The sequence below is a fragment of the Pilimelia anulata genome, assembly GCF_014647895.1.
GTDB lineage: Bacteria > Actinomycetota > Actinomycetes > Mycobacteriales > Micromonosporaceae > Pilimelia > Pilimelia anulata.
In genome coordinates this window covers 1-21,340 of sequence record NZ_BMQB01000015.1, presented here as the reverse complement: position 1 = coordinate 21,340, position 21,340 = coordinate 1, and the positions used below count along the sequence as shown (strand labels likewise).

The following is a 21,340-nucleotide window of genomic DNA, read 5'->3' as shown; positions in this document are numbered from 1 at the left end:
TACAACCGTGCCGAGGTATACACCGCCTACACACAGGTACACGCAGTGTTTATCTGTGTAAACACGTTGTATACACATCTTCCCGTGTACACGCAGGTCCACACGTCTCCACACGGTGTATGGGTGTGTTTACACGAGGTAAACACACCCATACACCAGTACACACGGAGTACACACCGCCAAGATCAGGGAGCAGCCGGCGCCGCCGCGACCTCCATCAGGACGTCGGCGTGGCAGGGCACGGGGTGGCCGTCGGCGTCGACGAGCGGGCACCAGCAGGCGAGGTCTCGGCCGGCGAGGTGGGTGCGGACATCGTCGACGGTGACGGCGAGTTCGCCGGCGAGGAGGGCCGCTCGGTACCGGGCGATCGCCTCAGCGCGGCCGTGTTGGTCGACGGGGAAGGGGTTGCCCCAGCGGGTGGCTCGGTCGACGCGGACGGCGTCGGGGTGCTGGGGCCGCCATGGGGTGCGGCGGCTCATCTGGACCCGGGCCGGACTCACGACCGCTCCCGGCCGGCGGTCTCGGCCCGTTCGGCGCGCTCCCGCTCGGCGACGGCGGTGGCCTCCGCGGCCGCCAGGAGGGAGCCGAGGTCCGCCAGGCGGACGCTGAGGTCGGCCAGCTCGGCGCGGGCGGTAGCGGTCTCCTGCTCGGCGTCGGCGGCCCGCTGGGTGGCGGCGGCCGCGGCGGCGTCGGCGTGGTCGGCCCGGGTAGTGGCGGCGGCGAGCTGGGCGCGCAGCTCGGCGGCCGCGGTGGCGGCGTCGACCTGGTCCTGGCGGCGGCCCGCCTGCTCGTCGCCGAGCGCGGCGCGGACCTGCTCGGCGGCCGCGGTGGCCCGGTCCCGGTCGGCGGCCGCGGCGTCTCGCTGGACAGTGGCGGTGGCGAGTTGGGCAGCCAGGTCGCGGGCCTGCTGCTCGGCGGTGGTGGCGCGGTCGGTGGCGGCCGCGGCCGCGGTCTCGGCGCGGTCGGCGCGGGCGGTCTCGGCGGCGCCGTGTTCCCGGGCCGCGGCCAGGTCGGCCCGGGCCGTGTCGGCCTGGGCGCGGGCGCGGGCCAGCTCGGCCCTTAGCGTGTCGCGGTCGGCGGTGACGCTTTCCAGCTTCGCGGCGGCGGTGGCGAGCTGCCGCTCGGCGGTGTCGGCGCGGGCGGCCTGCTGCTGGCCGGTCTTCTCCGCGGCCCGCAGCTCGCCGGTGAGGCGCTTAGCGTCGGCGCGGGCCTCGCGCAACTGGGGGCGCAGGTCGTCCAGCTCGTCCTCGACCCGGCGCCGCCGCTCGACCTCCCGGTCCCGGGCGGCGTGCGCGGCGGTGGCGGCTTCTTCTGCCTTGCCTTGGGCGCGGGCGGCGTCGGCGACGTCGCGGGCGGCCCGGGCGGTGGCCTCGGCGGCCGCGCGTTCGGTGTCGCGGGCGGCCGAGAGGGCGGCGGTCTTGGCGGTGTTCGCCTCGACCCGTTCCCGGTCGGCGGCCCGCGCGGCGGCCTGGGCTTGGTCCCGCTCGGCGGCGGCGGTGCGGGCCTGCTGCTGCGCGTCGACCATCAGCGTCTCGGCCTCTTCGATGCGGGCCACGGCGGCGCCGTCGAGGCGGCCCAGCTCGTCCAGGACGCGGACCAGGACGTCGCGTAGCGCACCGGCCGGCCCGGCGACCTGGTCGGCCAAGCCGCGCAGGGCCACCAGCGGCACGTCCAGCCCGGCCGCCTCCACCGCCGCGCGCTCGTCGGCGGCCATCTGCTTGCAGGTCCGGCCGCCGGGCCAGCGGGCCTCGCGGTGGTACAGCAACGGCCGGCCCGCGCCCACGACCGCGGGCAGCGGGTCGGGGCACTGGCTGTAGCCGCAGCGCCGCTCCTGCTCGCCGCCGGCCGCCCCCACAGCCCCCACGGGGCTCAATCCGGTCTCACTCACCTCAGAAGTCATGCCATGATCCTACCATATTAATTATGCATAATCCAAATTGATTTTGAGTTTTGTATAATCATAATTAGTTGATCGTGGTAACTTGTAGAATGAGCGATCAGATTTTCTACGCGATTTAGTGGCTCTCAGATCCACGCTGAGGGTTTTTGATCTCGATCCGAATGGTTTAGTAAGGGTCTGGGGCCGGCCGGTGGCACGGTGGCGCTGAGCCGTTTTCGACCTTCCCGGCGGGTCTGCGGGCCGCTGCCGAGCTCGCGGCGGGCGCCGTCAGACCCGGGACGGCCCGTTTCCGGCCGGTCCGGGCTCGGCCTGGGCGGTGCGGAGGGTGGCCAGCTCGGCCTCGGCTGCGGCGAGCTGCCGCCGGTCGGCGGCGGCCTGGTCGGCCGCGGTGGCGTGGCGGGCGGCCCGTTCGGCGGCGGCCGCTTGCAGGGTGGCGTGGGCGCGGCCGGCGCCGGCCGGCGCGGCCGCGGCCCGCACGGCGGTGTCGGCGGCCGCCCGGTCGCGCTGGCGGGACTTGTCCGCCTCCGCGGCGGCCACGGCCGCGGCCCGCACGGCCTCCAGCGGGTCGGCGACCGCGGCCCGCACGAGCGCCCGCAGGTAGCTCAGGGGGGAGTAGCTGCCGGCGTGGCCGTAGATCGGCTTGCCCCAGGCGGCGCGCATCTGCGCGGCCAGTTCCGCCGGCGTCGCCTTCACCCAGCGGGTGCCGACCGCGGCCTTGCCGATCGTGGCCGCGATCTTCGCCACCCGCACCCTGCCGGGCTCGTCGGCGATGTCGTGCAGGAACTCGAACTCGTCCAGTAGTGCCTCGGCTGTCGGCCGCCAGTCTGCGTACGCCAGGCCGGGCCCACGACGCGGTCCAGCCGCGCCACCACCCCTACCCGTCCTAGGATGCCGTACCGGTGGTGATCCACACCGCCGCGGAACCCTTCTTGTCGAAGCAGCGCCCGAAGGGCGCCGATCCTGCTCTGCTCCCCGGCCGGCGGCTGCCGGCCGCTGCCGCCGGCTCGGGGTGACGTTCGCTTGGGAGATCAAGAGCAAACCCAAGTACGAACCGGAACTTAAGTACTCACCTTTTGTCCCTCCGGGGGGGGTGCAGATATTCGTTAGGCGTTTGGCCTGCTCATGGGCGGTTTCCGCGGCGGTCGGGCCGCGCTGTCCGGTTTCCCCGGCCCGCGCTTGGGCGGCCGTCAGCGGCGGGCTGGGGGGCGTGGTGGCGCCGGCGGCCACGGCTAGCCGGGCCGCTCGGTCGCGGGCTGCGGTGGCGTCGTCGGCGTAGGCGGGGTCCAGCTCGGCGAGCAGCGTCAGGTCCGCTGCGGCGTCCTCGGCGGCCTCCGCCCGCACCGACGCGGTCGCGCACGCCGCCGCATCTGCCGCCTCCTGCGCGGCCGCGAGGTCCGCGGCGGCGGCGACGACGAGCCGGTCGGCGTGCTCGGCCAGCCCGGCCAGGATCGCCACCGCCTCCCCCAACCGGCCGGCCACGCCGGCGCCGTCGCACCGGTGCAGAGGCCGCAAGTCGTACACAGCCCGGTTACGGTGCCGGCCCGTCACCCGCCGCTGCGCCCGCGTGCACAGCCCGCCGGCCTCCGTGCGGTGCGCCCACCGCAGCTCCACGGCGTACGCCCACGCCGAGGACACCGCCCGCTCCGAACACCCGGCCAGCATCGCCGTGCGGGTCCGACCGGCCATCGACCGCCGGCCCGCCCGCCAGTCGGAGTCCACCGCCATCACCGCCGCGACGTCGGCGGCCGCCGACGGCCGGCCCCGCCCCGACCGGCCCGCCGCCGCCCGTTCGCCGGCGGCCATGTGCAGGAACGCCGCCAGCAGGAACGCCGGCCGGGCCTTCCCGCCGGCCGGGCCGCGCAGCTCCAGCGCACCGCGCGGCCCCGTCTTGGTGATCCGGGGCAGCGCCTGCAGGCACTCGCCGAGCCGATCCCGCCAGCCGGACACGTCCGCCAGATGCTCCTGCGCCGCCCACACCGCGCCCGCGGCGTCCAGCTCCGCGTCCTCGAGTACCGCAAGCCGCGCCGCCGCGGCGGCGGCCTGCGCGGCTGCGGCGGCCTGGTCGCGCTCGTGCACCGCCCGGGCCTCGGCCAGGTACCCGTAGCCGCACCGGCAGGAGGTCGGCCGGTCCGACCGGCCGCACCACTCGCACCGGTCGCCGCCGGCGGCGACCAGCTCGTCCAGGGCCGCCCGCGCGACCGCGTCGGCGGCCAGCTCGGCGCGCTCCCGCTCCCGGAGCTCGGCCGACCAGCACGGGATGCACAGCGGCCGCGGATCGTCGGGGAACCGGTTGCTCAGGCCCTGCCGCGGCCGCGGGACACCCGCGGACGTACACGCCGCGCAGTCCTCCTGCTGACCCGTGACGTAACGCGCGCGGGGCAGCTCGTCGACGCGCACACCGAGCTGCCCGCCGCGGCCCACGCTCACGCCGGGCGGCAGGTGCGCCGAACACACGTCCGAATCGCCGACCGCGAGGCTGATCACACCGCGCTCCGAACACGGCACACACCACCCCAGCCCGGGCAGGGCCCGCACACCCGCCGACAGCAGACGCGCGCTCACCGCGCATCCCCGATCGGGGGAACGGCGAAAACAACGCGCAGAACCGGGCCTCCGCAGCGCCGTAGAACGGCGCTACCTGCCCGGGCGTATGGGCGCGCTGAGCTGGGGTAACAGGACCGACGTGGAGTCGGTGACGTGAACGGATACGCACTCGCCAACCAACACGCCCAACGGCGCGTGGACAGCACTACGCGCACCCGCGGGCCGAGTGCTATCGTGGCCTCCACAGGCGTTGCACGTACAACTGAACATGACGGAGCCTCCGCGGCCCAGCCAGGGCAGCGGCACTAACAGCTCCGGGCTCTCAAGCCCTGCATTCCGAACCTCGCGGCCAAGCAAAGTTGTCGGATGCGGGGCTAAATGCTGTCTATAACACCTCCAAGGTCACGTCTGCGGCTGATCGTACGCCGCGCGGGCACAGCGAGCCGTCCCCGACGCGCGCTCACCACATCGGCGTTTCGCACGCCGGTGACCGGCCCGCGTCCTAGACAATGATCGATTCCGCACCTGGTCAAGTCGTTTGCCCTCCACAGAGGACGCGGATGACCGTCGCGTCGTCGTGCCGCTTGCCGCGCCACCGTCGCGGGTCCGGGTCCGCCTCGTCGGCCTGACGGACGGCGTCGATGAGCGCCCGGGAGCCGTTCTCAGCGGCGGTGTCGAGCAGCCGGCGCCAGGACCAGCCATGCCGCTCCACCAGCCGGGTGACGCCGTCGGAGGCGACCAGGGCCTGACGCACGCCCCGCGCGGCCAGCTGGCCGGTGTAGGCGTGCTCCGCGGCGGCCGCGACCGCGGCGGCGACCCAGAACCCGCCCGGCTGGTTGCGGACCTGGGCAACGTAGTCCGGGTGGTAGGTGCGGACCTCCGCATCGGTGACCGGGGCGTCGGCGAGCCGGTCGACCCGGTCGTCTACGACCGAGACCGGCTCCAGCTCGGCCGGGTCGAGGACCACGGCGCAGTCGCCCAGGACCAGCCACTCCAGCACGCCCGCGCGCTGGCGCACGACGGCCACCGCGGCGCCGGGGGACAGCGGGTCGCTGAGGTCGCACGTGTCGGCGTGATCTGCGCAGGTCGCGGCGATCGTCGCGGCAAGCACCGCGCTCAGCGAGCGGTCGTCCTCGCGGTCCAGCTCGCCGGCGAGGTGGTGGGAGAGCCGGTCGACCAACCACGGGATCGGATGCACGCACCCGCCGGTCCGGCCCGGGTACCGGCCCGCGCCGTCGAGCACGAACGCCCAGCTCCGCCCGACCGCGTACCGGTCCTCGTTGGGCACGTCCGGCGAGCAGGGCGCCGTTGCCCCAGCAGCCACCAGGCCGGAGTGGTTCAGCCGGTCTGCGGCGGCCAGGGGCATGGGCCGCGCCGCCCGCACGAACAGCGCCCCGGACTGGCGGCCGGGCGTGACCTCGGTGCGCAGGTAGGTCCAGCCGCGGTGCCGGTAGTAGTCGTGTAGCGCGGGGTTCGTCCGCCACGCGTCAAGGCGCACCTCGGGGACACCGCGGCGGTAGGCGTGGTCGCAGGCCCAGTCCAGCAGCAGCGCGCCCAGCTCCTCACCCGCGCGGCTGGGCAGAGTGGCGAGTTTCGACAGGTAGAGGGCTGGCTCAGCCAGCTCGGTGGGCGTCCAGAAATCGGGATCGCCGCTGGTCTCCAAGGTGATGGTGCCGACCATCGTGTCGGCGTCCTCCAGCACCCAGATCGCGCCGTCGGCGATCAGGCCCGGCAACTTTGCTGGCCACCGCGTCCATGTAGACCACTGGTCCGATCCGCGCTCCGCGAGCCAGGCCACGCGCTCTTTGAGCAGCGCCATGACAGAGTCGGCGTCTGTGGCCGTCGCCACTCGGATGGCGAGGCGGGCGGGGGTCACTCCCACGTCCGCTCGAACGGGCGCTCCAACACGATGACGTGCTGGTCGCCCGGCAGGACGTTGACCGCGCAGCGCACCGGTCGGCCCTTCGCGGTGTAGCCGGTGACGTAGTGGACTGCCACGGGCGTACCGGGAGTGAGCTGCAGGCGCGCTGCCTGCTCGGGGGTTGGCATCCGCACGTAGATCTCGTCAATCGCCCTGACCTGCGGATATCCCCGTTCGGCGATGACCTTGTTGATGCCGCGGACGATGTCCGTCGGTGTCATCGCGTCGCTGTCCTGCGCGACGTCGAGCGGGTAGTACGAGTCATTGATGTTGACCGGCTCGCCGTTGATGCTGCGTACTCGGCGCCGAACGACAACCACTGTGCCCTCGTCGACCTGCAGCCGGCTGGCAACGTCCGGGGCCGCAGGCACCAGCGACACCTCGATGGTCTGGCTCGGCGTACGGCCGTCGGCTGCGATGTCCCGCGAGAAGCGGTCCATCTCCGGAGATAGCGGGTGCCCCTCCGCCTCTGACTCGGCCTGGGGCCGGTAGGTCATGGACTGGCGGGCGCGTACGAACGCACCGATCGGCCGGCGCCTTTCCACCAGACCCTCGGCCACCAGGACGTCGATGCCCTTGACCACCGTCTGGCGAGCGACGCCCCAGCTCTGGGCCAGCTCACCCTCCGTCGGGATCTGCTGGCCGGGGGCCAGCTCCCCCGACGTGATCCGGGCACGGAGGGCATCGGCGATCTGCTGATAGACCGGCCCGCGCGCCCGGTTGATGGTCGGCTCCACGCTCCCAGTTCTACAGAGCGTCCGAAACATTGTCTAGTCAATGGGCGCCATATCTCTTGACTCCAGCCCCAAGAGACGCCAGCATCAACAGCAGTTGCATTGACTAGTCCATGTGGCTCATCTGGTCCTAGAGATCAATACGGCCCTTGGCTAGACGAGACGAGCCCTGGCGGGATCGCACCCCGCCAGGGCTCTGGACAGGTCGCTCACCTGGAAGGAGCACGACCCATGCACATCATCCCTGGACAGCCACCGGACGGCGCGCTGGAACACGAGAGGTTGGCGGCAATCGCCGACCCGCGGGAGCGGGCGGTGCAGGTCGCCGACGTTCTGGCGGTGCTGACCGGCGTGGTGGACGCGCTGCGGTCGCTGCGCCGGTCGACAGTCCGCGAACTGCTGAACACCCCGATGACCGGTACCGAAGTCGCCGAGCTGCTGGGTGTGTCCCCACAGCGGGTGTCCCAGCTCGCCGGGCCGCGCGGTGACGTTGAGGCGGTGGCGGCATGAGTCCGCGAGCGCTGATGGCGCGGGAGGCTCTGGACCGCCCGCGGAACGTGGAGAGCTTCGTCGCTGGTGGTCCTCGGTGCCCGCACGACGGGCAGTCGTTGGTGCTGGTCGGCGTGCAGTTGGTGTGCCAGGACTGCGGGGCGTCGTGGACCGCTCGGGGCCTAGACGGCCGTTGGCCATCGGCGAGCCGGGTGCCGGTGGGTCGCCGGGTGGCGGCGGTCGCCGCCGGTCTGGTGGCCGCGGCCGCGTTGGTGGTGGCTGGCCTGTACAGCGCGCCGGCCGCCGGGCGCGTGCTGGCCGCGGTGCCGGACGCGGCGGTGTGGACGTTGGCCGGGGTGCTGGCGGTCGTGGCCGCGGTGCTGCTGGCTATCGGCGCCCGTGGGCGGGGTGGTCGGCGGTGAACGCGGTCAAGGGCACGCTGATCGACCCGAAGGGGTCGCTGCGCTACGTGGTGTTCTGGCAGGGCCAGAAGGCCGAGGTGGTGGGCTGGTACCCGTCGTGGAACGTGGTGCCGACCAACCGGCCGATCCTGTACGGCTCGGACCTGCAGGACATCACGACCGCGCTGCGGGACCAGCACCGCCTGCTGGACCTCGCGGTCACCGGCTTCCGCCAGCTCGACCACAAGGTGATCGTCCCGCGGGACATCGCCGAGGTGTGCGCGGCGGCGGAGAAGCGCCTGCGCACGACCGCCGTCGACCGGGTCACGGTCGCCAACGACATGATCGCGGACCTGCGGGAGCTGGTGCGGCAGGCGGTGATCGGACAGTGATCACCGAGCTGAGCAAGGTCGCGGCGCCGGCGCCGCTGGTGCCGGCGCAGGCGTCGACGTCGGCGTTGGCCACCGTGGTCGGCGCGCATGGCGTGTGCGCGAACGCGCAGGTCACCGCGACCGATGACCCGTGGTTCCCGGCCACCGAGATCCCCGACGTGCTGGCCGAGCTGGCGCGCGAGGCGTGCGCCGGTTGCCCGGCGCTGCAGGCGTGCCGGGAGCTGGCGCTGCGGATGGAGGCCAGCCTGCCCGGGCCGGCGATCCAGGGCCTGGTCGGCGGGCTGGCCCCGCACGAGCGAATCGAGCTGATCCGGGCGCGGCGGGCCGAGCTGCTGCGCGCCCGCCGCGGTGGGGGTGCGCGATGACGACGCCGGTGGTGTGGAAGGACTCGCCGTTCGAGGCGCAGATGCGCCGCGAGGACGCCGTGTGCTCCGTGCGGCACGGGATGGTGTGGCTGGACGCCAACGTGGCGGACTGGCCGCAGCAGATCGACGTGGATCTGCTGGACATGGAGGACCCGAAGCGGTGCGTGCTGGGCCAGGTTCTGGGCTCGGTGTACGCGGCGCCGATGACGGTCGACACCGCGGCCGGGTGCGGGTTCATCGCCGACCCGGCGGCGATGCTCGACCCGCGGCCGCAGCGGCCGCCGTGGGGCATCGACCTGCCCGAGCTGACGGCGGCGTGGCGCAAGGCGGTCATCCGCCGCCGCCGCGGCGCCCCGGCCCGGGCGGCGGCCGCCGAGCGGTACGCCGACCTGGACGACCGGCACCTGGCCGCGCACGCGGCGTTCGAGGACGAGCTGGAAGACCTGGGCGAGCTGCATGAAGCGGAGCGGGTGACCTGCCACAGCCACCGGGCGTGGATGTGGGACTGCGGCCTGGACCCCGAGCACGCCAACCCGGTCCACGGCTTCGGCTGGTGCCAGCCCTGCCGCGGCCCGATGGCCGAGTGCCAGCACCGCGGCGACCTGATCGCCGAGCTGGCCGAGCTGCGCGCCGCGGGGGTGAACGGGTGAACCGCTACGGGTCGATCACCGAGGTCATGGCCCTGATCCGGCAGGAGCAGCCCGCGAACGCCGGCGGGCCGATCACCGCCGCGGACGTGGTGCTGGAGGCCGCGGTCGAGCAGATCGAGGCTGGCCTGGGCATGACCGCCCCGCCGGCGTCGTCGCGGCGTCAGCCGGTGCTGGCCGCCGACGGGTGGCCGCGGTTCTGCCTCGACGAGGTCGATCTGGAGACCAGCGGCCAGCGGGCGTACCGGCTGGCCGTGGAAGCGGCGCGCACGCACGACCTGCTCGACCGGGCGGCCGCCGCGCAGGAACGCACCGCGGACCTGCTGGCCGACCTGCTGGCCGAGCTGCGCGAGGCCAACCTGGCCCGGCAGCTCGCCGAGATGCGCGAGGCGATCGCCCAGGTCGACACGCTCATGGTCGACGTCTACGAGGCCGTACGGCCGCGGCGGCGTTGGTGGTGGCCGTGGGGTGCGCGATGAGCGCCCCCGCGGCCGCCCCGGCCAAGACCGACGGCGCTGGTGGGAAGTGGTCGACGGAGCGGGTCGAGTCGACGCTGCTGGTCGGCATCCTCGTGCCGATCGTCGGGGCCAGCATGGCGGCGGCGTTCACGCACATGCGCGACTGGACCATGACGCTAATGCCCGCCGGCACCGACGAGTGGTTCGGCTGGGCCAACGCCGTGATCAGCGAGCTGCTGATGTTCGCCGGGTTCCTGCTGCTACGCCGGCGCATCCGGCGGCAGGAGGGCTACGGCGGGCCGCTGGCGGTGATGATCGGCGGCACGGCGCTGTCGCTGTGCGCGCAGATCCACTCTGTCGGCTGGGACGCCGGGTGGGACGCCAAGCTGCTGGCCGCGCTGCCGGCGCTGGCGTTCATGGTCCTCATCAAGCTGATCATGAAGGAGGTCGACTCCGCAAAGAAGGCCACCGCCGCGGCGGCGGCCGCCGAGGCCGACCGGCAGGCGGAGAAAGTCCGCCAGGCGCAGGCCCTCGCTGACGCGCGGGCAGAAATTTCCGAGCTGCGTGGGCAGGCGGAAATTTCCGCCACAGCGGTCGCGGTGGCGGAAAATCGGGCGGCGGCCGAGGCGGAAAATCGGGCCGCGGTGGCGGCGAAACTTTCCGCCGCCACGGCCGAGCACGCCGCGGAAATTTCCGCCCGGCTTTCCGAACTGGACGCGGTCGGACGCGAGCTGGGCGCGGCCCGGCAGACCGCGGCTGCGCAGGCCGAGGCCGCGGCGGCGGCGCGCTGCGATGCCGCGGAATCGCGGGCACTAGCCGGGCGGGCGACCGAGGCGGCGGCGGGGCTGCAGGCCGAACTGGCCGAGGCTCGCCAGGCCGCGGACACCGCGCACGCCCAGGTCCGCGCCTACGCCGACGCCGCAGGTCAGGCCAAGGACACAACGGCGGCCGCGGTCGCCCACGCGGCCGCCGCGCGGGCCGAGGCTGACCGGCTCGCAGGCGACCTGACCGCCGCCCGGGCCGCCGCGGCGCGCGGCCAGGAGCAGATCCACGAGTACGCCGAGACCGCCCGCCGGCTGCGGGCTGAGGTCGAGGTCACCCGGCAGGCCACCGCAGCCGCGGAAGCGCACCGGGCCGACATCGAGGCTCAGGCCCGCCAGTGGGGCGCTCTGGCGGATGCGGAAATCGCCCGGCTCAAGGCGGAAAACGCCGAGCTGCGCCGGGCGGCTCGCAGCACCGCCGAGGCGGAAATCAGCGGCGCCGTCCGGGGAGAAATTTCCGCCCCGGGCGGCCGCCGCCTGGCCGCGGTGCCGGAAATTCCGGCGCTGCCGGCCGGCGTCACGGTGCCCGAGGTCGACGGGGTGCGGCCGGAAAAAGTCGCCGCGGTGATGGCGGCCTGGCACGCCAACCCGGGCGCGTTGGCGCCGCAACTGGCCGAGGCCACCGGCTACTCCGCCCCCACTGTCCGCAAGGTGCTGCGCGTCCTGGCCGGGGACGCCGACAGCGAGACCACCGATAACGCTCTGGAAAGGACCGCGTGATGGTGCACCACCTCTCCCCGACCGGCGTGGCAGCGCTGCTGCTGCTGGCCCTGGTCGTCGACTACCTCGACATCGGCAAGGGCCTGGGCGACCGGATCGCGTTCTGCCTCGGCATCGTGGCCATCCGGGAAGGGTTCGACGGGTCGCAGATCGACTCGTGGACCGTCGGCTGGCTGGTCGCGATCATCGACGCGCTGAAGAAGGCCGCTGGTGACGCCTACATCGCCGGGGCGACATCGCTGCTGGTCGTGGGCGTGCTGCTGTCCATGCTGCTCCTGTACTGCATCGGGTGCATGTTGCCCAAGCGGATCGGCAAGAAGCTCGGCAAGTTCGCCGAGGTCGAGCTGCCCAAGACGGGCCTCTACAAGATCAATTGGAAGCTGTGGGTGCTGGCCGCGATCTTCGGCCTCATGTCTGACCTGCCGCAGGGCTGGCTCGGCGGCGCCCTGCGCTGGACCCTCAACCAGCTCGGCTCCATCGTCTCCTTCCTTCCCTCGTTCCTGTTCGGAGTGAACTGATGAACGCTGCTGCCGTCACCACGTACCTGGCCGAGGTTCCGCCGCCGCCGCCGGCGCCGCAGGGCTGGGGGAAGTTCGTCGCCCTGCTGATCGTGTGCGGCTTGTTCTGGGTCGCCACCAAGGCCCACCAGCGGTGGCAGACGCTGCACGCCAGCCCCTCCCCTACCGACGAGGCTGTCACCCAGGACAGGGTCAATCCGCAGGTCACTGGCCCTGTTGACCCACTTCCGGCCCCGACTCAGAAGGGGCCGCAGAAGGGGGCCGCCGGCGACCGCAAGCGGGCCGCGCTGTCGGCGTGGGTGGCCACCAACCGCGACCGGATGCGCCCGGCGGCGCTGCGCCGGGAGGGCTCGCGCCGGTTCGGGGCCTCGGATTCCACCGTCAAGCGCGCCATCTACCGGCCCGGCCCGGCCGGCGGGTGCCGGCCCGCCGGCGAGGACGACCAGTGATCCGCCTGCCCGACCCGATGCCCCCGGTCGCGATCCTGACCGGGGGCATCGCCCTCACCGGCGCCGCGATCGCGGCCGGGTCTTGGTTGCCGCTGCTGGTCGCCCCGCTGGCGTGGTGGCAGGTCCCCGGCGTGCGCGCCGGCCTGATCCTGACCGCCGACGCGGGCCGGCGCCGCTGGGACGCGGCAGCGCGGCGGCTGGCCGCCTCGCCGGGGGCGTCGCGGGCGGTGTGGATTCTGACCGGCCGCGGCCCCCGCCCCGGCCTGACCGCCGGCCGGGTCGTTGACGTCGTCCCGGCCGCGGTCGACCTCGCCGACGACCAGGCCGAGGCGCTGCAGCAGGTGTTCGTCACCTTCGCCGTCGACGCTGTCGTGGCCGGGGCGACCAGCGGGCCGACGATCACCCGCTACGAGATCCGGCCCGGGGTCGGGGTGAAGGTCGCCGACGTCACCAAGCTGACCAAGGACATCGGGCTGGCGCTGGGCACCGACCAGGTCCGCATCCTCGACGTCATCCCCGGCCGCCGCGCGATGGGCGTCGAGGTACCGCGGCCGGACCCGCAGGAGGTCACCCTGGCCGAGATGCTGGCCGCGATCCCCGCCGACGCGCACCCGCTGACCGCCGGCCTGGGCCGCGACATCGCCGGCGCCGCTGTCCTGGCGAACCTGGCCAAGATGCCGCACCTGCTCATCGCCGGCGCCACCGGCGCCGGCAAGTCGGTGGCCCTCAATGCGCTGCTGACCACGGTGCTGTCGCGCACGACGCCGGACCAGGTGCGGCTGCTGCTCATCGACCCCAAGCGGGTCGAGCTGGCAGCCTACGAAGGGGTGCCGCACCTGGTCACGCCGATCGTGACCAACCCGCGGAAGGCCGCCGACGCGCTGGCCTGGGTGTGCCGGGAGATGGACCTGCGCTACGACGCCATGCACGGCGCCGGCGTCCGCCACATCGACGAGTACAACGTCCGGGCGGCCCGGCCCGGGTCCGGGCTGACCCCGTACCCGTACCTGCTGGCCGTCGTCGACGAGCTGGCCGACCTGATGCTCTGCGCCAAGGACGAGGTTGAGGACTCCGTCGTCCGCATCACCCAGCTCGCCCGCGCCGCCGGTATCCACCTGGTGCTGGCCACCCAACGCCCCAGCGTGGACGTGATCACCGGGCTGATCAAGGCCAACGTGCCGTCGCGGCTGGCGTTCGCTACCGCCTCCAACGCCGACTCCCGCGTCGTCCTAGACCAGGGCGGCGCCGAGAAACTGCTGGGCCGCGGCGACGCCCTGTACCTGCCGATGGGCACCTCCACCCCCACCCGCGTCCAGGGCGTCAACGTCACCGACGCCCAGATCACCGCCGCCGTGGCCGCCGCCAAGGCCACCCCGGCGCCGGCCGCCACCGACCCCACCACGGCGCCCACGGCGGCGGTCGCGCCGGTCATCCCGCTACACCCCGACCCGGCCCCGGCCCCGGCGCCGGTAGCCGGCGGCGGCGAGGACGGGCCGCGGCTCGACCCGGCCGAGGCGGAGCTACTGCGCCAAGCCGTCGAGCTGGTCGTGACCTCGCAGTTCGGGTCGACGTCGATGCTGCAGCGCAAGCTGCGCGTCGGCTTCGCCAAGGCCGGCCGGCTCATGGACCTGATGCACGACCGCGGCGTGGTCGGCCCGTCGCTGGGCTCCAAGGCCCGCGACGTCCTGGTCGCCCCGGACGACCTGGCCCAATGCCTCGACGACCTGTAGCCAGCCCGTCCTCGACGTAGGGAGAGACCCCCTGTGAGCAGCAACGAAGAGATCGCCCGCGACCTCGTCATCGGCCTGGTCCTGCTGGGCCTGTGGTGGGCCGTGGACCCCGACTCGTTCCGCGCGGCCACCGACTGGGCGTGGGCGCGGCTGTCCACGCTGCCGCTGTGAGCACCCGACAACCTCTGTTCGACCCGGAGCGCGCGGCGCACGGTTCGCGGCCTGAACGTCGCGCGCTCCGGCTCCTGTCCAGCCCTTCCTCGAACCGTCAGGAGACCACCATGCTGACAGACCCCACCACCAGCGCGCCGGCCGTGCCGCAGCACCTGCGGCCCTGGCGCCGGGCCTACCGGTCGTACGCGCCGGTCGACATCACCCCGCACGAGCTGCGCGCCGACGGCGGCCTGGCCGACAGCGTCGCCGCGGGCTGGGCCGAACCGGCCGCCGACCCGACCGTCATCGACTGGGCGCCGCGGCAGGCCGTCGCGGGTGTGCCGTTCGATGTCGTCGACGGCGTGCCGCGCCACCCCGACGGACGCACCGGCCGCGCCGGCCGCGACCTCGGCTGCTGGGGTGAGAACGCCGCCGCGGACGCGATCGTCATCGCCGACAGCCCCGACGGGCCGCAGGTGCTGCTGGTCCGCCGGCGCGACTGCGGCGACTGGGCTCTGCCCGGCGGAATGCGAGAGGCCGGCGAGTCCGCCGACGTCGCCGCCCGCCGCGAGCTGTGGGAAGAGGCCGGCGTGGACCTGGCCGGCGTGCCGGCGGCCGCGGCCACCACCACGGTGGTCGACGACCCGCGCGCCACCGACCACGCCTGGGTCACCACCACCGCCATCCTGTACCGGCTGCCCGCCGCGGTGCCCGTCGTCGCCGGCGACGACGCCGCCGAGGCCCGCTGGTGGCCCTGTCACGACCACGACCGGGACGCGTTCCTCACCCTGACCCGCGCCATCGAACACCACGGCGGGGACCTGTACCCGGCGCACGACTACCTGCTGCGCCGCACCCTGGGCTACCTGCAGGCCGGCGCGATCCGCCCGCACACCGAACCGCTGACCGTCGACGAGCTGCACACCATGCTCGACGAACTGGCCGAGCTGCCCGCCGGCGAGCCCGTCCACCCGCTGCCCACCGCGCTGGTCCGCATCAGCTGGCTACTCGGCGAGCAGACCTGCGACGGGCTCTGGACGGTGCCCGACCTGCAGCAGCTCGTCCACCGCGCCCTGCACGTCCTCGCGCAGCGGGACACCTCGTGCTGAACGACCCGACCACCGCAGCCGCCACCTTCGCCGCCGCGTACATCGCCCTGCACGTCTCCCACAGCGTCGCCGACTACTGGGTCCAGACCGACCACCAGGCCAACGCGAAAGGCCAGCCGGGCTGGCCCGGACGGCGGGCCTGCGCCGCGCACGTGACCACCTACCTGGCCACCCAGGCGGTCGCCCTGGCCGCTGTCGTCGCCGTCCTGCACCTGCCGGTCACGCCCGTGCAGGCCACGGCCGCGCTGGCACTGTCCGGGGTGACGCACTACGTGGTGGACCGGCGCGCCCCGCTGCTGTGGCTGGCCCGCAAGCTCGGGATGCGCGAGTTCCTGGACCTCGGGGTCGCCCGGCCGGGCACCGACGACCGGCCCTGCCTCGGCACCGGGCCCGGAGCACTCGACCAGTCCTGGCACCACTTCTGGGTGGGCGCCGCGGCGCTGCTCATCGCCGCCTGACCAGTCCGAACACACGGACCCCCGGCCTGCAGGCCGGGGGTCCGTCGTCGTCAGTACGGGCGGTAGTCGTCGTCGCTGATCTCCTCGATCAGCACCTGGATGTGGCCGGCGGGGTCGTCGTCGGAGCCCTTGATGATCCGACGCACATCCAGCACCCGCCAGGCATCCTTGTGAATCACCAGCGTCTCGCCCACCCGCGGCACGCCGTAGTGGTGAGCGTCGAACTCGGTGTACGACTGCGTCCGGCCGCTCTTCTTGCGGATCACGGTCTCCACGATCAAGGGGTGGCGCTCAGGCAAGACGACCTCCTTCCCTCCACAGTGACGCTACGCGCTGGCTGCGACGATCCCACGCCGCGGCCTTCCGGCGCCCGGCGCCCGGCCGCCCCCTACAGCCCGAGTGTCGGCCCGCCGCGGTCGATGCCCGGGTCGGGGCCGCGCCGGTGGTAGTCGTCGCGTTCGAGGTTGCGGGCCCGGCGTTCGGCGAGCTGGCGGGCCTGCGCTGCGCGTTCGGCACGCTCGGCGCGCTGCTGGGCGAGTTCGGCCTGCCGACGGTCGACGGTTTCGATCATCCGGTCGAAGGCGGGCATGGTGTGCCGGCGCGCGGCCTCGGCGCGCAGCCCGCCGGCGGCGTCGATGGCGGTGCGGGCGTCCGCGGCCGCGGTCCCGGCGGCGCGGGTGGCGTGGTCGGCGGTGGTGAGGTCTTGGGCCTGGGCGGCGCGGAGCCGGTCGGGGTACTGCTGGTCGTGGCGGGCGGCCTGGTCGATGACGTACCGGGCCGACGGGTGCCCGACCTGTTCGGCGGCGGCCTGGGCGGCCTGCTGGTGCTGCTGCGCCCGGTCCTGGTGGGCGGCGGCGTCGGCCCGTAGCTGCGTGATCTGGGCGTCGAGGCGGGCGCGGGTGGTGCCCTCGCGCAGGAGCCGGACCGGGTTCTGGGTGCGCTGCTGCTCCAGCCGCGCGGCTTGCCGGTTGGCGTCGTAGTAGTCGCGGCGGGCCTGCTGCTCGGCGGCGCGTTCCTGCTCGACCTGGCGGGCGGCGGCGGCGCGGGCGTGCAGCTGCTCGGTCTCGGCGCGCAGCCTGGCCACCGCTTCGCCCTGGTCGCCGGCGGCCGCGGCCGCGGCGCGGGCGGCTTGCGCGGCGGCGTCCTGTGCGGCGGTGACCGCGTCGCCGGCGAGACGCTGGGCGTCGACGGCGGCCTGGTCGACGTCGACGACGCGGCCGTAGGGGCGGTCCTGCCAGTCGGTCGGCTTGGCGCCGGCGGCGATCGCCTCGGCGGCGGCGATCCGCTGCGCCAGGGACTGCACGCGGGCCTCGCGGGTCTGCTGCGGGGTGAGGCCGAGGCTCGGGGCCACCATCCGGGCGACCCAGCCGGGCCGGCCGGTGTCGGCGGCGGCCAGCTCCGCGTCGGTGGGCTGGATGCGTTCGGTCGCGGCGGCCAGGTCCACGCGGGCGCGTTCGGTGACGACGTCGGCGCGGCGTAGCGCCACCTCGGCGTCGGCCGGCGGGTCGACGCGGTCGCCGTCGAGTTCGGCGGTGACCATCCCGTCGGGCCGGTCGTTCTCCAGCGCCGCGGCGTAGGCGTCGACGGCCCGGCCGATCCGGTCGTAGGCGGTGACGGGGTCGCCGTGGCGGGCCCGGTCGGCGTCGGTCTCCAGCGGCTGCAGGGCCAGCCACAGGTCCGCGCGGTCGCGGTCGCGGGACATCGCCGGGTACAGCACATGCGAGTCCATACCGACGCCGTACGCCAGCGACCGGGTGGCGCTGAGCCCCTGGGCCTTGGCGGCGGTGATCGCGTACCCGTACGTCACGCCGCCGCTGGTGACGAAATCGGGGTCGACCCACTGCCGGTCCAGGCGCGGCCCGTCGGGAGTGTCACGGCGCCACTCGACCATCACCCGCCCGTCGGAAAGCACGGCGCTGACGCGGCCGCGGTAGCCGTTGAGGACGTCGACGCCCTCGCCGGCCCGGTAGTCGTTGCGGCGGATGAGGACCTGGTCGCCCTCGGCGAGGGTGATCTGCCGGCCGTCGTCGCACCGGTACTGCCGGCCCTCGCGCGGTAGCTCGCCGGCGGCGAGTAGCTGGGCGCGGGCGGCGAGGTTGAGCGCGTCGACGTCGGCGTTGCGGTGGGCCATCATCAGCAGCTGGCCGATCCGGTCGTGCGGGTCGGTCCACTGCCCGCGGGCGTCCAGCCACGCGGCGACCATTTCCTGGCGGGCCTGCGCGGCGGTGCCGGTGACGTGCAGCCGGCCGGAGTCCGCCCACGCGCGCAGCGTCTGGCGGCGCTGACCTTCACGCCACTGGGCCAGGGCGGCGCGTTCGACGTCGTCGCGTTGGCGCCGGTTCTCGGCCAGGACCAGGCCGTCGACGATGCGGTGGACCTCGGCGAACGCGCCGCCGACACCGGGCGCTTTGAGCTGCAGCGGGTCGCCGATCAGCAGCACCTTGGTGTCCCGGCCGGCCGCGGACAGGAGCTGGGCCAGGTGCCGGTCGTCGACCATCGCGGCCTCGTCGACGACCAGGACGTCGGCGCCGGACAGGCCCCGGCCGGCGCCGATGTTGGTCAGCCACGCGGCGACCGTCCGCGACTCGATACCGGCCTCGGTGGCCAGGTTCTGCGCCGCGACGGCGGCGGTGGAGGTGCCGGCCACGCGCAGCCCGGCGGCCTCGAACGCGGCGCGGGCGGCGGCCATGATGGTGGTCTTGCCGGCGCCGGCGACACCGATCACGGCGTCGACGCCGTGCCCGCCGCGCAGCACCCGGTCCAGGACGGCGCGCTGCTCGGCCGACAGCGCGAAGCCGTTGGCGGCCTCGAACTGGGCGATGGCCAGGTCGACGATCGGGGCGGCGACGGTGGCGTACCCGCGGCCGGCCCGGTCGGCGGCCGCGGCGGTCACCGCGCGCTCGGCGTCGACGACGTCGGCGGAGGAGAACCGGGTCGAGTTGGTCAGGTGGACCGCGCCGGCCGGCGGCAGCGGCACCAGGTGCGGGTGGGCCAGGGCGTCGTCGGCGGCCCGCTCCGCGGCCGCCAGGGACGGCACGCCGGCCGGTTGGGCGTCCATCACCTCGGCCAACAGGTCCGCCCGGGTCGCGGTCTTGCGGTGCGCGGTCAGCCCTTTCTCCGGCCGGAAGGCGTGCGCGACGACCTGGTCGGTGTCCAGCCGCGCGGGAAGTTCCCGGCCCGGCCCGGGCGCCGCGGCGGCGGCGGTGCCGGCCGGGTCGATGCCCGCGGCGGTGGCCTGGGCCCGCCAGTCGGCGCGCAGATCCCGGCCGTCGCCGGGCGGCAGTTTGGCCTCCTTGGTGCGCGCGGCGACGACCTTCTGCTCCACCGCGGTCATCGCTTCCTGGTCGCCGCCGGCGTCGCGGATCTCGTCGCTGATCCGCTGGGCGCGCTTGGAGAACAGGGTGCGCAGCCGCTCGTCGACGCCGGCGACTTCCCACACGTCGGTGCGCTCGTCGCGCTCCCACCGCAGGCCCCAGCGGGCCGCCGTGGTCTCCCTCAGCCGGGTCCGCAGGAACGCGTCGGCGGCGCGGGCGTGCCGGTGGATGTCGCGGCCGCCGGCGCCGACCGTGCGCCACTTCCCGTCCTCGCACCGCACAAGGTTGAGCAGGGTGACGTGGGCGTGCAGGTGCGGGTCCGGGGCCGCCCCGGGCACCGGCCGGGCGGTCCGGTGGACCGTCATCCACCCCAACATTCCCGAGGTCTCGACGCGCTGGGCGCGGCGGCCGTCGCCGTGATGCCCGGCCAGCCCGTACCCCGCCCACTGCTCCACCGCGGCCACGGTCTCCCGCACCGCGGCCAGGTACGCGTCCTCGAGTTGCGCGGCCAGCTGCTCGTCGGCCAGGCCCACCAGCACCGAGTACGACTTGGGCAGATCCAGGGTCAGGTCATAGCCGCGGTTGCCGACCACCACCCGGGCGTCGGCGTGCTCGCGCGCGGCCGCCAGCTGCGCGCCGTCGTAGACCTCGGCGAGGTCGATCCCGGCGGCCGCAGCGACCCGCTCCAGGTCCCGCACCGGCACCCGATGGGAGCCGGCCGCGCCCTCACGTTCGCCGGTCACGCCGCGCGCTGCGCGCGCGTACCGGGCCGCGACCCGGTCGTCGTCGAGCAGCTTCGGCACGCTCACCCCGGCGCGCTGCGCGGCCGCGGCGACGGCCTCGACCAGCGGCCGCGCGGGCAACTTCGCGCGCGGGTCGACGGCCATTTTCGGCGCCACCAACACCTGCCCGGTACGCGGATCGACCCCGTCGGCCAGCGCCCGGGCGGCGTCCTTCCCGGCGTCGTCCAGGACCGCCCCTGGCTCGATTCCGACCTCTCGCAGGCCCTGCCCGACCCACTCCAGCGGCCGGTCGCCACCGTCGATTCGGTACTCGACCTGCCCGTCGACGTCGCGCTCCAGCGAGCAGCCCGACGCCTGCAGCCGGTACTCGATCTGGTCCATGTTCGGGCCCAGCGTCGTCACCCACGCCACGCCCTCACCTCCCCAGGCCGACCGACGATTGATCCAGATTGCACACATTCGCGCATCTAGGTTTCTGGATCTTGTATCGAAGATACCTTGGTACTCCTAGTGCTCTTGACTGTGGCGGGTGTGATCTTGGCTAGCCGGGCGTGCGGCTGGCGGCGCGCTGCAGTCGTCGCGTCAGCGACGCTGCGCGTGACGGCAGACGTGCGTCCGGCGGACGTGGCGTCGCAGTGACCGGCGACGGCGGCCGCGCGGTGCGCGCGACCACCAGGCGCTCGCGTCCGGCGCACGACGGCGGCCGCGGCAGCGGTCCCGTCGTGGGCAAGCCGACCCGCACCGCAGCCGCGCAGCGGCGAGGAGCGGAAGCGGCGCGGCAGCCGGACGCCCCGACCACGACGGCGGCCGCGGCGCGCGCGTCCGTACCGGCCCGCCCTGGACACGCGAGGTCGGCCGGGTGGACGCTGGAGAGGTGAGCGAGCCGGACAGCGCGCAGCTGCACGCCCACGCCGTCGAGCTGGTCGCCACGATGCGCCAGGAGCGCGCGCGGCGGGCGGCCGCCGGCCAGGACTGCGCGCAGGTCGACCGGATGCTGGTCGAGCTGGAGGCGGCCGCGCAGCAGCTGCACGACGTCGCGGTCGTCGCCGCCATCCGCGGCGTCGTCGAGCGGCACGGCGGCGGGCCGTACCCCGTCGAGGACCTGGCCGCCTTCACCGGCCTGCCGGACGCCGACGTACGCCGCGCACTCGGCCAGCTCGTCGACGCCGGCCTGGCCGAACCGCCCGAGGACTCCACGTCGCGCTGAGCGCAAGGCTCAGCCGCGACGGCGGCCGCGCCGTGCGACGCCGAGAGCACCCCGGACCGTGAGTTGGGGCGAGCGTTCGTCCGAGCGTTCACGCGGCCACCAGGACTCGTGAGAACGCTCGCCCTCGGGCGGGTTGAACACGCAGCTCAGCGGCGGTTGTTCAACCCGGCGCCGCGACGCCGACTGATCTATAAAGATCACTTCTGTACGACCCTCACTCCCCCCACGCGGCTACCGAGTTAGGTACCGAGTTGCGTACCGACTTGG

Annotated in this window: 21 protein-coding genes; 14 read left to right on the top strand and 7 right to left on the bottom strand. The window is 74.3% G+C overall.

The features are described from left to right. Positions 1-185: 185 nt before the first annotated feature. From IEY94_RS22745 to IEY94_RS22725, 5 genes are all read right to left on the bottom strand, one after another. Entirely contained in the window at positions 186-500 is a 315-nt protein-coding gene (locus IEY94_RS22745) for a DUF4326 domain-containing protein (RefSeq protein WP_229784372.1), read from the bottom strand. Next, positions 497-1,900 carry a coiled-coil domain-containing protein gene (locus IEY94_RS22740; protein WP_189172300.1) on the bottom strand — a complete coding sequence of 468 codons (1,404 nt, stop codon included), beginning with the start codon at positions 1,898-1,900 and terminating at the stop codon, positions 497-499. Before IEY94_RS22740 ends, IEY94_RS22745 begins: the two co-directional genes overlap by 4 nt. A 267-nt stretch (positions 1,901-2,167) precedes the next feature. Beyond that, entirely contained in the window at positions 2,168-4,384 is a 2,217-nt protein-coding gene (locus IEY94_RS22735) for a hypothetical protein (RefSeq protein ID WP_189172299.1), read from the bottom strand. Positions 4,385-4,973: 589 nt separating this feature from the next. Next, on the bottom strand, positions 4,974-6,179 hold the full coding sequence (locus IEY94_RS22730; RefSeq protein WP_189172298.1) for a GNAT family N-acetyltransferase: 1,206 nt from the start codon (positions 6,177-6,179) through the stop codon (positions 4,974-4,976). Positions 6,180-6,316: 137 nt separating this feature from the next. Then, complete coding sequence (locus tag IEY94_RS22725) at positions 6,317-7,102, bottom strand: GntR family transcriptional regulator (RefSeq protein ID WP_229784371.1); 786 nt, start codon at positions 7,100-7,102, stop codon at positions 6,317-6,319. A gap of 228 nt (positions 7,103-7,330) precedes the next feature. Between IEY94_RS22725 and IEY94_RS22720 the strand changes: the two genes are divergently transcribed. From IEY94_RS22720 to IEY94_RS22660, 13 genes are all read left to right on the top strand, one after another. Further along, positions 7,331-7,609 (top strand): hypothetical protein, encoded by a 279-nt coding sequence (locus tag IEY94_RS22720; protein ID WP_189172296.1) that lies wholly within the window; start codon positions 7,331-7,333, stop codon positions 7,607-7,609. Continuing rightward, on the top strand, positions 7,606-8,010 hold the full coding sequence (locus tag IEY94_RS22715) for a hypothetical protein (protein ID WP_189172295.1): 405 nt from the start codon (positions 7,606-7,608) through the stop codon (positions 8,008-8,010). Before IEY94_RS22720 ends, IEY94_RS22715 begins: the two co-directional genes overlap by 4 nt. Then, positions 8,007-8,381, top strand: coding sequence for a hypothetical protein (locus IEY94_RS22710; protein WP_189172294.1), 375 nt, complete (start codon positions 8,007-8,009; stop codon positions 8,379-8,381). The genes IEY94_RS22715 and IEY94_RS22710 overlap by 4 nt, the downstream gene beginning before the upstream one ends. After that, positions 8,378-8,746 (top strand): WhiB family transcriptional regulator, encoded by a 369-nt coding sequence (locus tag IEY94_RS22705; protein ID WP_229784370.1) that lies wholly within the window; start codon positions 8,378-8,380, stop codon positions 8,744-8,746. The genes IEY94_RS22710 and IEY94_RS22705 overlap by 4 nt, the downstream gene beginning before the upstream one ends. Next, positions 8,743-9,396, top strand: a complete 654-nt coding sequence (locus IEY94_RS22700) for a hypothetical protein (protein WP_189172293.1) — start codon at positions 8,743-8,745, stop codon at positions 9,394-9,396. Before IEY94_RS22705 ends, IEY94_RS22700 begins: the two co-directional genes overlap by 4 nt. Continuing rightward, positions 9,393-9,872 carry a hypothetical protein gene (locus tag IEY94_RS22695; protein ID WP_189172292.1) on the top strand — a complete coding sequence of 160 codons (480 nt, stop codon included), beginning with the start codon at positions 9,393-9,395 and terminating at the stop codon, positions 9,870-9,872. The genes IEY94_RS22700 and IEY94_RS22695 overlap by 4 nt, the downstream gene beginning before the upstream one ends. Positions 9,873-9,985: 113 nt before the next feature. Then, a complete protein-coding gene (locus IEY94_RS22690; protein WP_189172291.1) occupies positions 9,986-11,392 on the top strand; it encodes a hypothetical protein in 1,407 nt (468 codons plus the stop codon). Beyond that, entirely contained in the window at positions 11,392-11,910 is a 519-nt protein-coding gene (locus IEY94_RS22685) for a hypothetical protein (RefSeq protein ID WP_189172290.1), read from the top strand. Before IEY94_RS22690 ends, IEY94_RS22685 begins: the two co-directional genes overlap by 1 nt. Then, entirely contained in the window at positions 11,910-12,359 is a 450-nt protein-coding gene (locus IEY94_RS22680) for a hypothetical protein (RefSeq protein ID WP_189172289.1), read from the top strand. Before IEY94_RS22685 ends, IEY94_RS22680 begins: the two co-directional genes overlap by 1 nt. After that, on the top strand, positions 12,356-14,089 hold the full coding sequence (locus IEY94_RS22675) for a DNA translocase FtsK (protein WP_373291357.1): 1,734 nt from the start codon (positions 12,356-12,358) through the stop codon (positions 14,087-14,089). Before IEY94_RS22680 ends, IEY94_RS22675 begins: the two co-directional genes overlap by 4 nt. Before the next feature lie 33 nt (positions 14,090-14,122). After that, on the top strand, positions 14,123-14,260 hold the full coding sequence (locus tag IEY94_RS22670) for a hypothetical protein (protein ID WP_189172288.1): 138 nt from the start codon (positions 14,123-14,125) through the stop codon (positions 14,258-14,260). Between the two features lie 110 nt (positions 14,261-14,370). Next, complete coding sequence (locus tag IEY94_RS22665; RefSeq protein ID WP_189172287.1) at positions 14,371-15,351, top strand: NUDIX domain-containing protein; 981 nt, start codon at positions 14,371-14,373, stop codon at positions 15,349-15,351. Then, complete coding sequence (locus IEY94_RS22660; RefSeq protein WP_189172286.1) at positions 15,345-15,809, top strand: DUF3307 domain-containing protein; 465 nt, start codon at positions 15,345-15,347, stop codon at positions 15,807-15,809. The genes IEY94_RS22665 and IEY94_RS22660 overlap by 7 nt, the downstream gene beginning before the upstream one ends. A gap of 50 nt (positions 15,810-15,859) precedes the next feature. On the opposite strand, the gene IEY94_RS22655 is transcribed toward IEY94_RS22660, so the two are convergent. Continuing rightward, positions 15,860-16,108, bottom strand: coding sequence for a hypothetical protein (locus IEY94_RS22655; RefSeq protein ID WP_189172285.1), 249 nt, complete (start codon positions 16,106-16,108; stop codon positions 15,860-15,862). Positions 16,109-16,197: 89 nt separating this feature from the next. After that, complete coding sequence (mobF, locus tag IEY94_RS24090) at positions 16,198-20,277, bottom strand: MobF family relaxase (RefSeq protein WP_189172284.1); 4,080 nt, start codon at positions 20,275-20,277, stop codon at positions 16,198-16,200. Between the two features lie 463 nt (positions 20,278-20,740). On the opposite strand from mobF, the gene IEY94_RS23825 reads away from it, so the two are divergent. Beyond that, on the top strand, positions 20,741-21,073 hold the full coding sequence (locus tag IEY94_RS23825; RefSeq protein WP_229784369.1) for a hypothetical protein: 333 nt from the start codon (positions 20,741-20,743) through the stop codon (positions 21,071-21,073). The last annotated feature ends 267 nt before the right edge of the window (positions 21,074-21,340 follow it).

Coding starts and splice junctions, on each gene's coding strand:
- IEY94_RS22680 (WP_189172289.1), top strand. CDS start 11,910: ATGAACGCTGCTGCCGTCACCACGTACCTGGCCGAGGTTCCGCCGCCG.
- IEY94_RS22740 (WP_189172300.1), bottom strand. CDS start 1,900: ATGACTTCTGAGGTGAGTGAGACCGGATTGAGCCCCGTGGGGGCTGTG.
- IEY94_RS22700 (WP_189172293.1), top strand. CDS start 8,743: ATGACGACGCCGGTGGTGTGGAAGGACTCGCCGTTCGAGGCGCAGATG.
- IEY94_RS22720 (WP_189172296.1), top strand. CDS start 7,331: ATGCACATCATCCCTGGACAGCCACCGGACGGCGCGCTGGAACACGAG.
- IEY94_RS22690 (WP_189172291.1), top strand. CDS start 9,986: ATGGCGGCGGCGTTCACGCACATGCGCGACTGGACCATGACGCTAATG.
- IEY94_RS22715 (WP_189172295.1), top strand. CDS start 7,606: ATGAGTCCGCGAGCGCTGATGGCGCGGGAGGCTCTGGACCGCCCGCGG.
- IEY94_RS22665 (WP_189172287.1), top strand. CDS start 14,371: ATGCTGACAGACCCCACCACCAGCGCGCCGGCCGTGCCGCAGCACCTG.
- IEY94_RS22685 (WP_189172290.1), top strand. CDS start 11,392: ATGGTGCACCACCTCTCCCCGACCGGCGTGGCAGCGCTGCTGCTGCTG.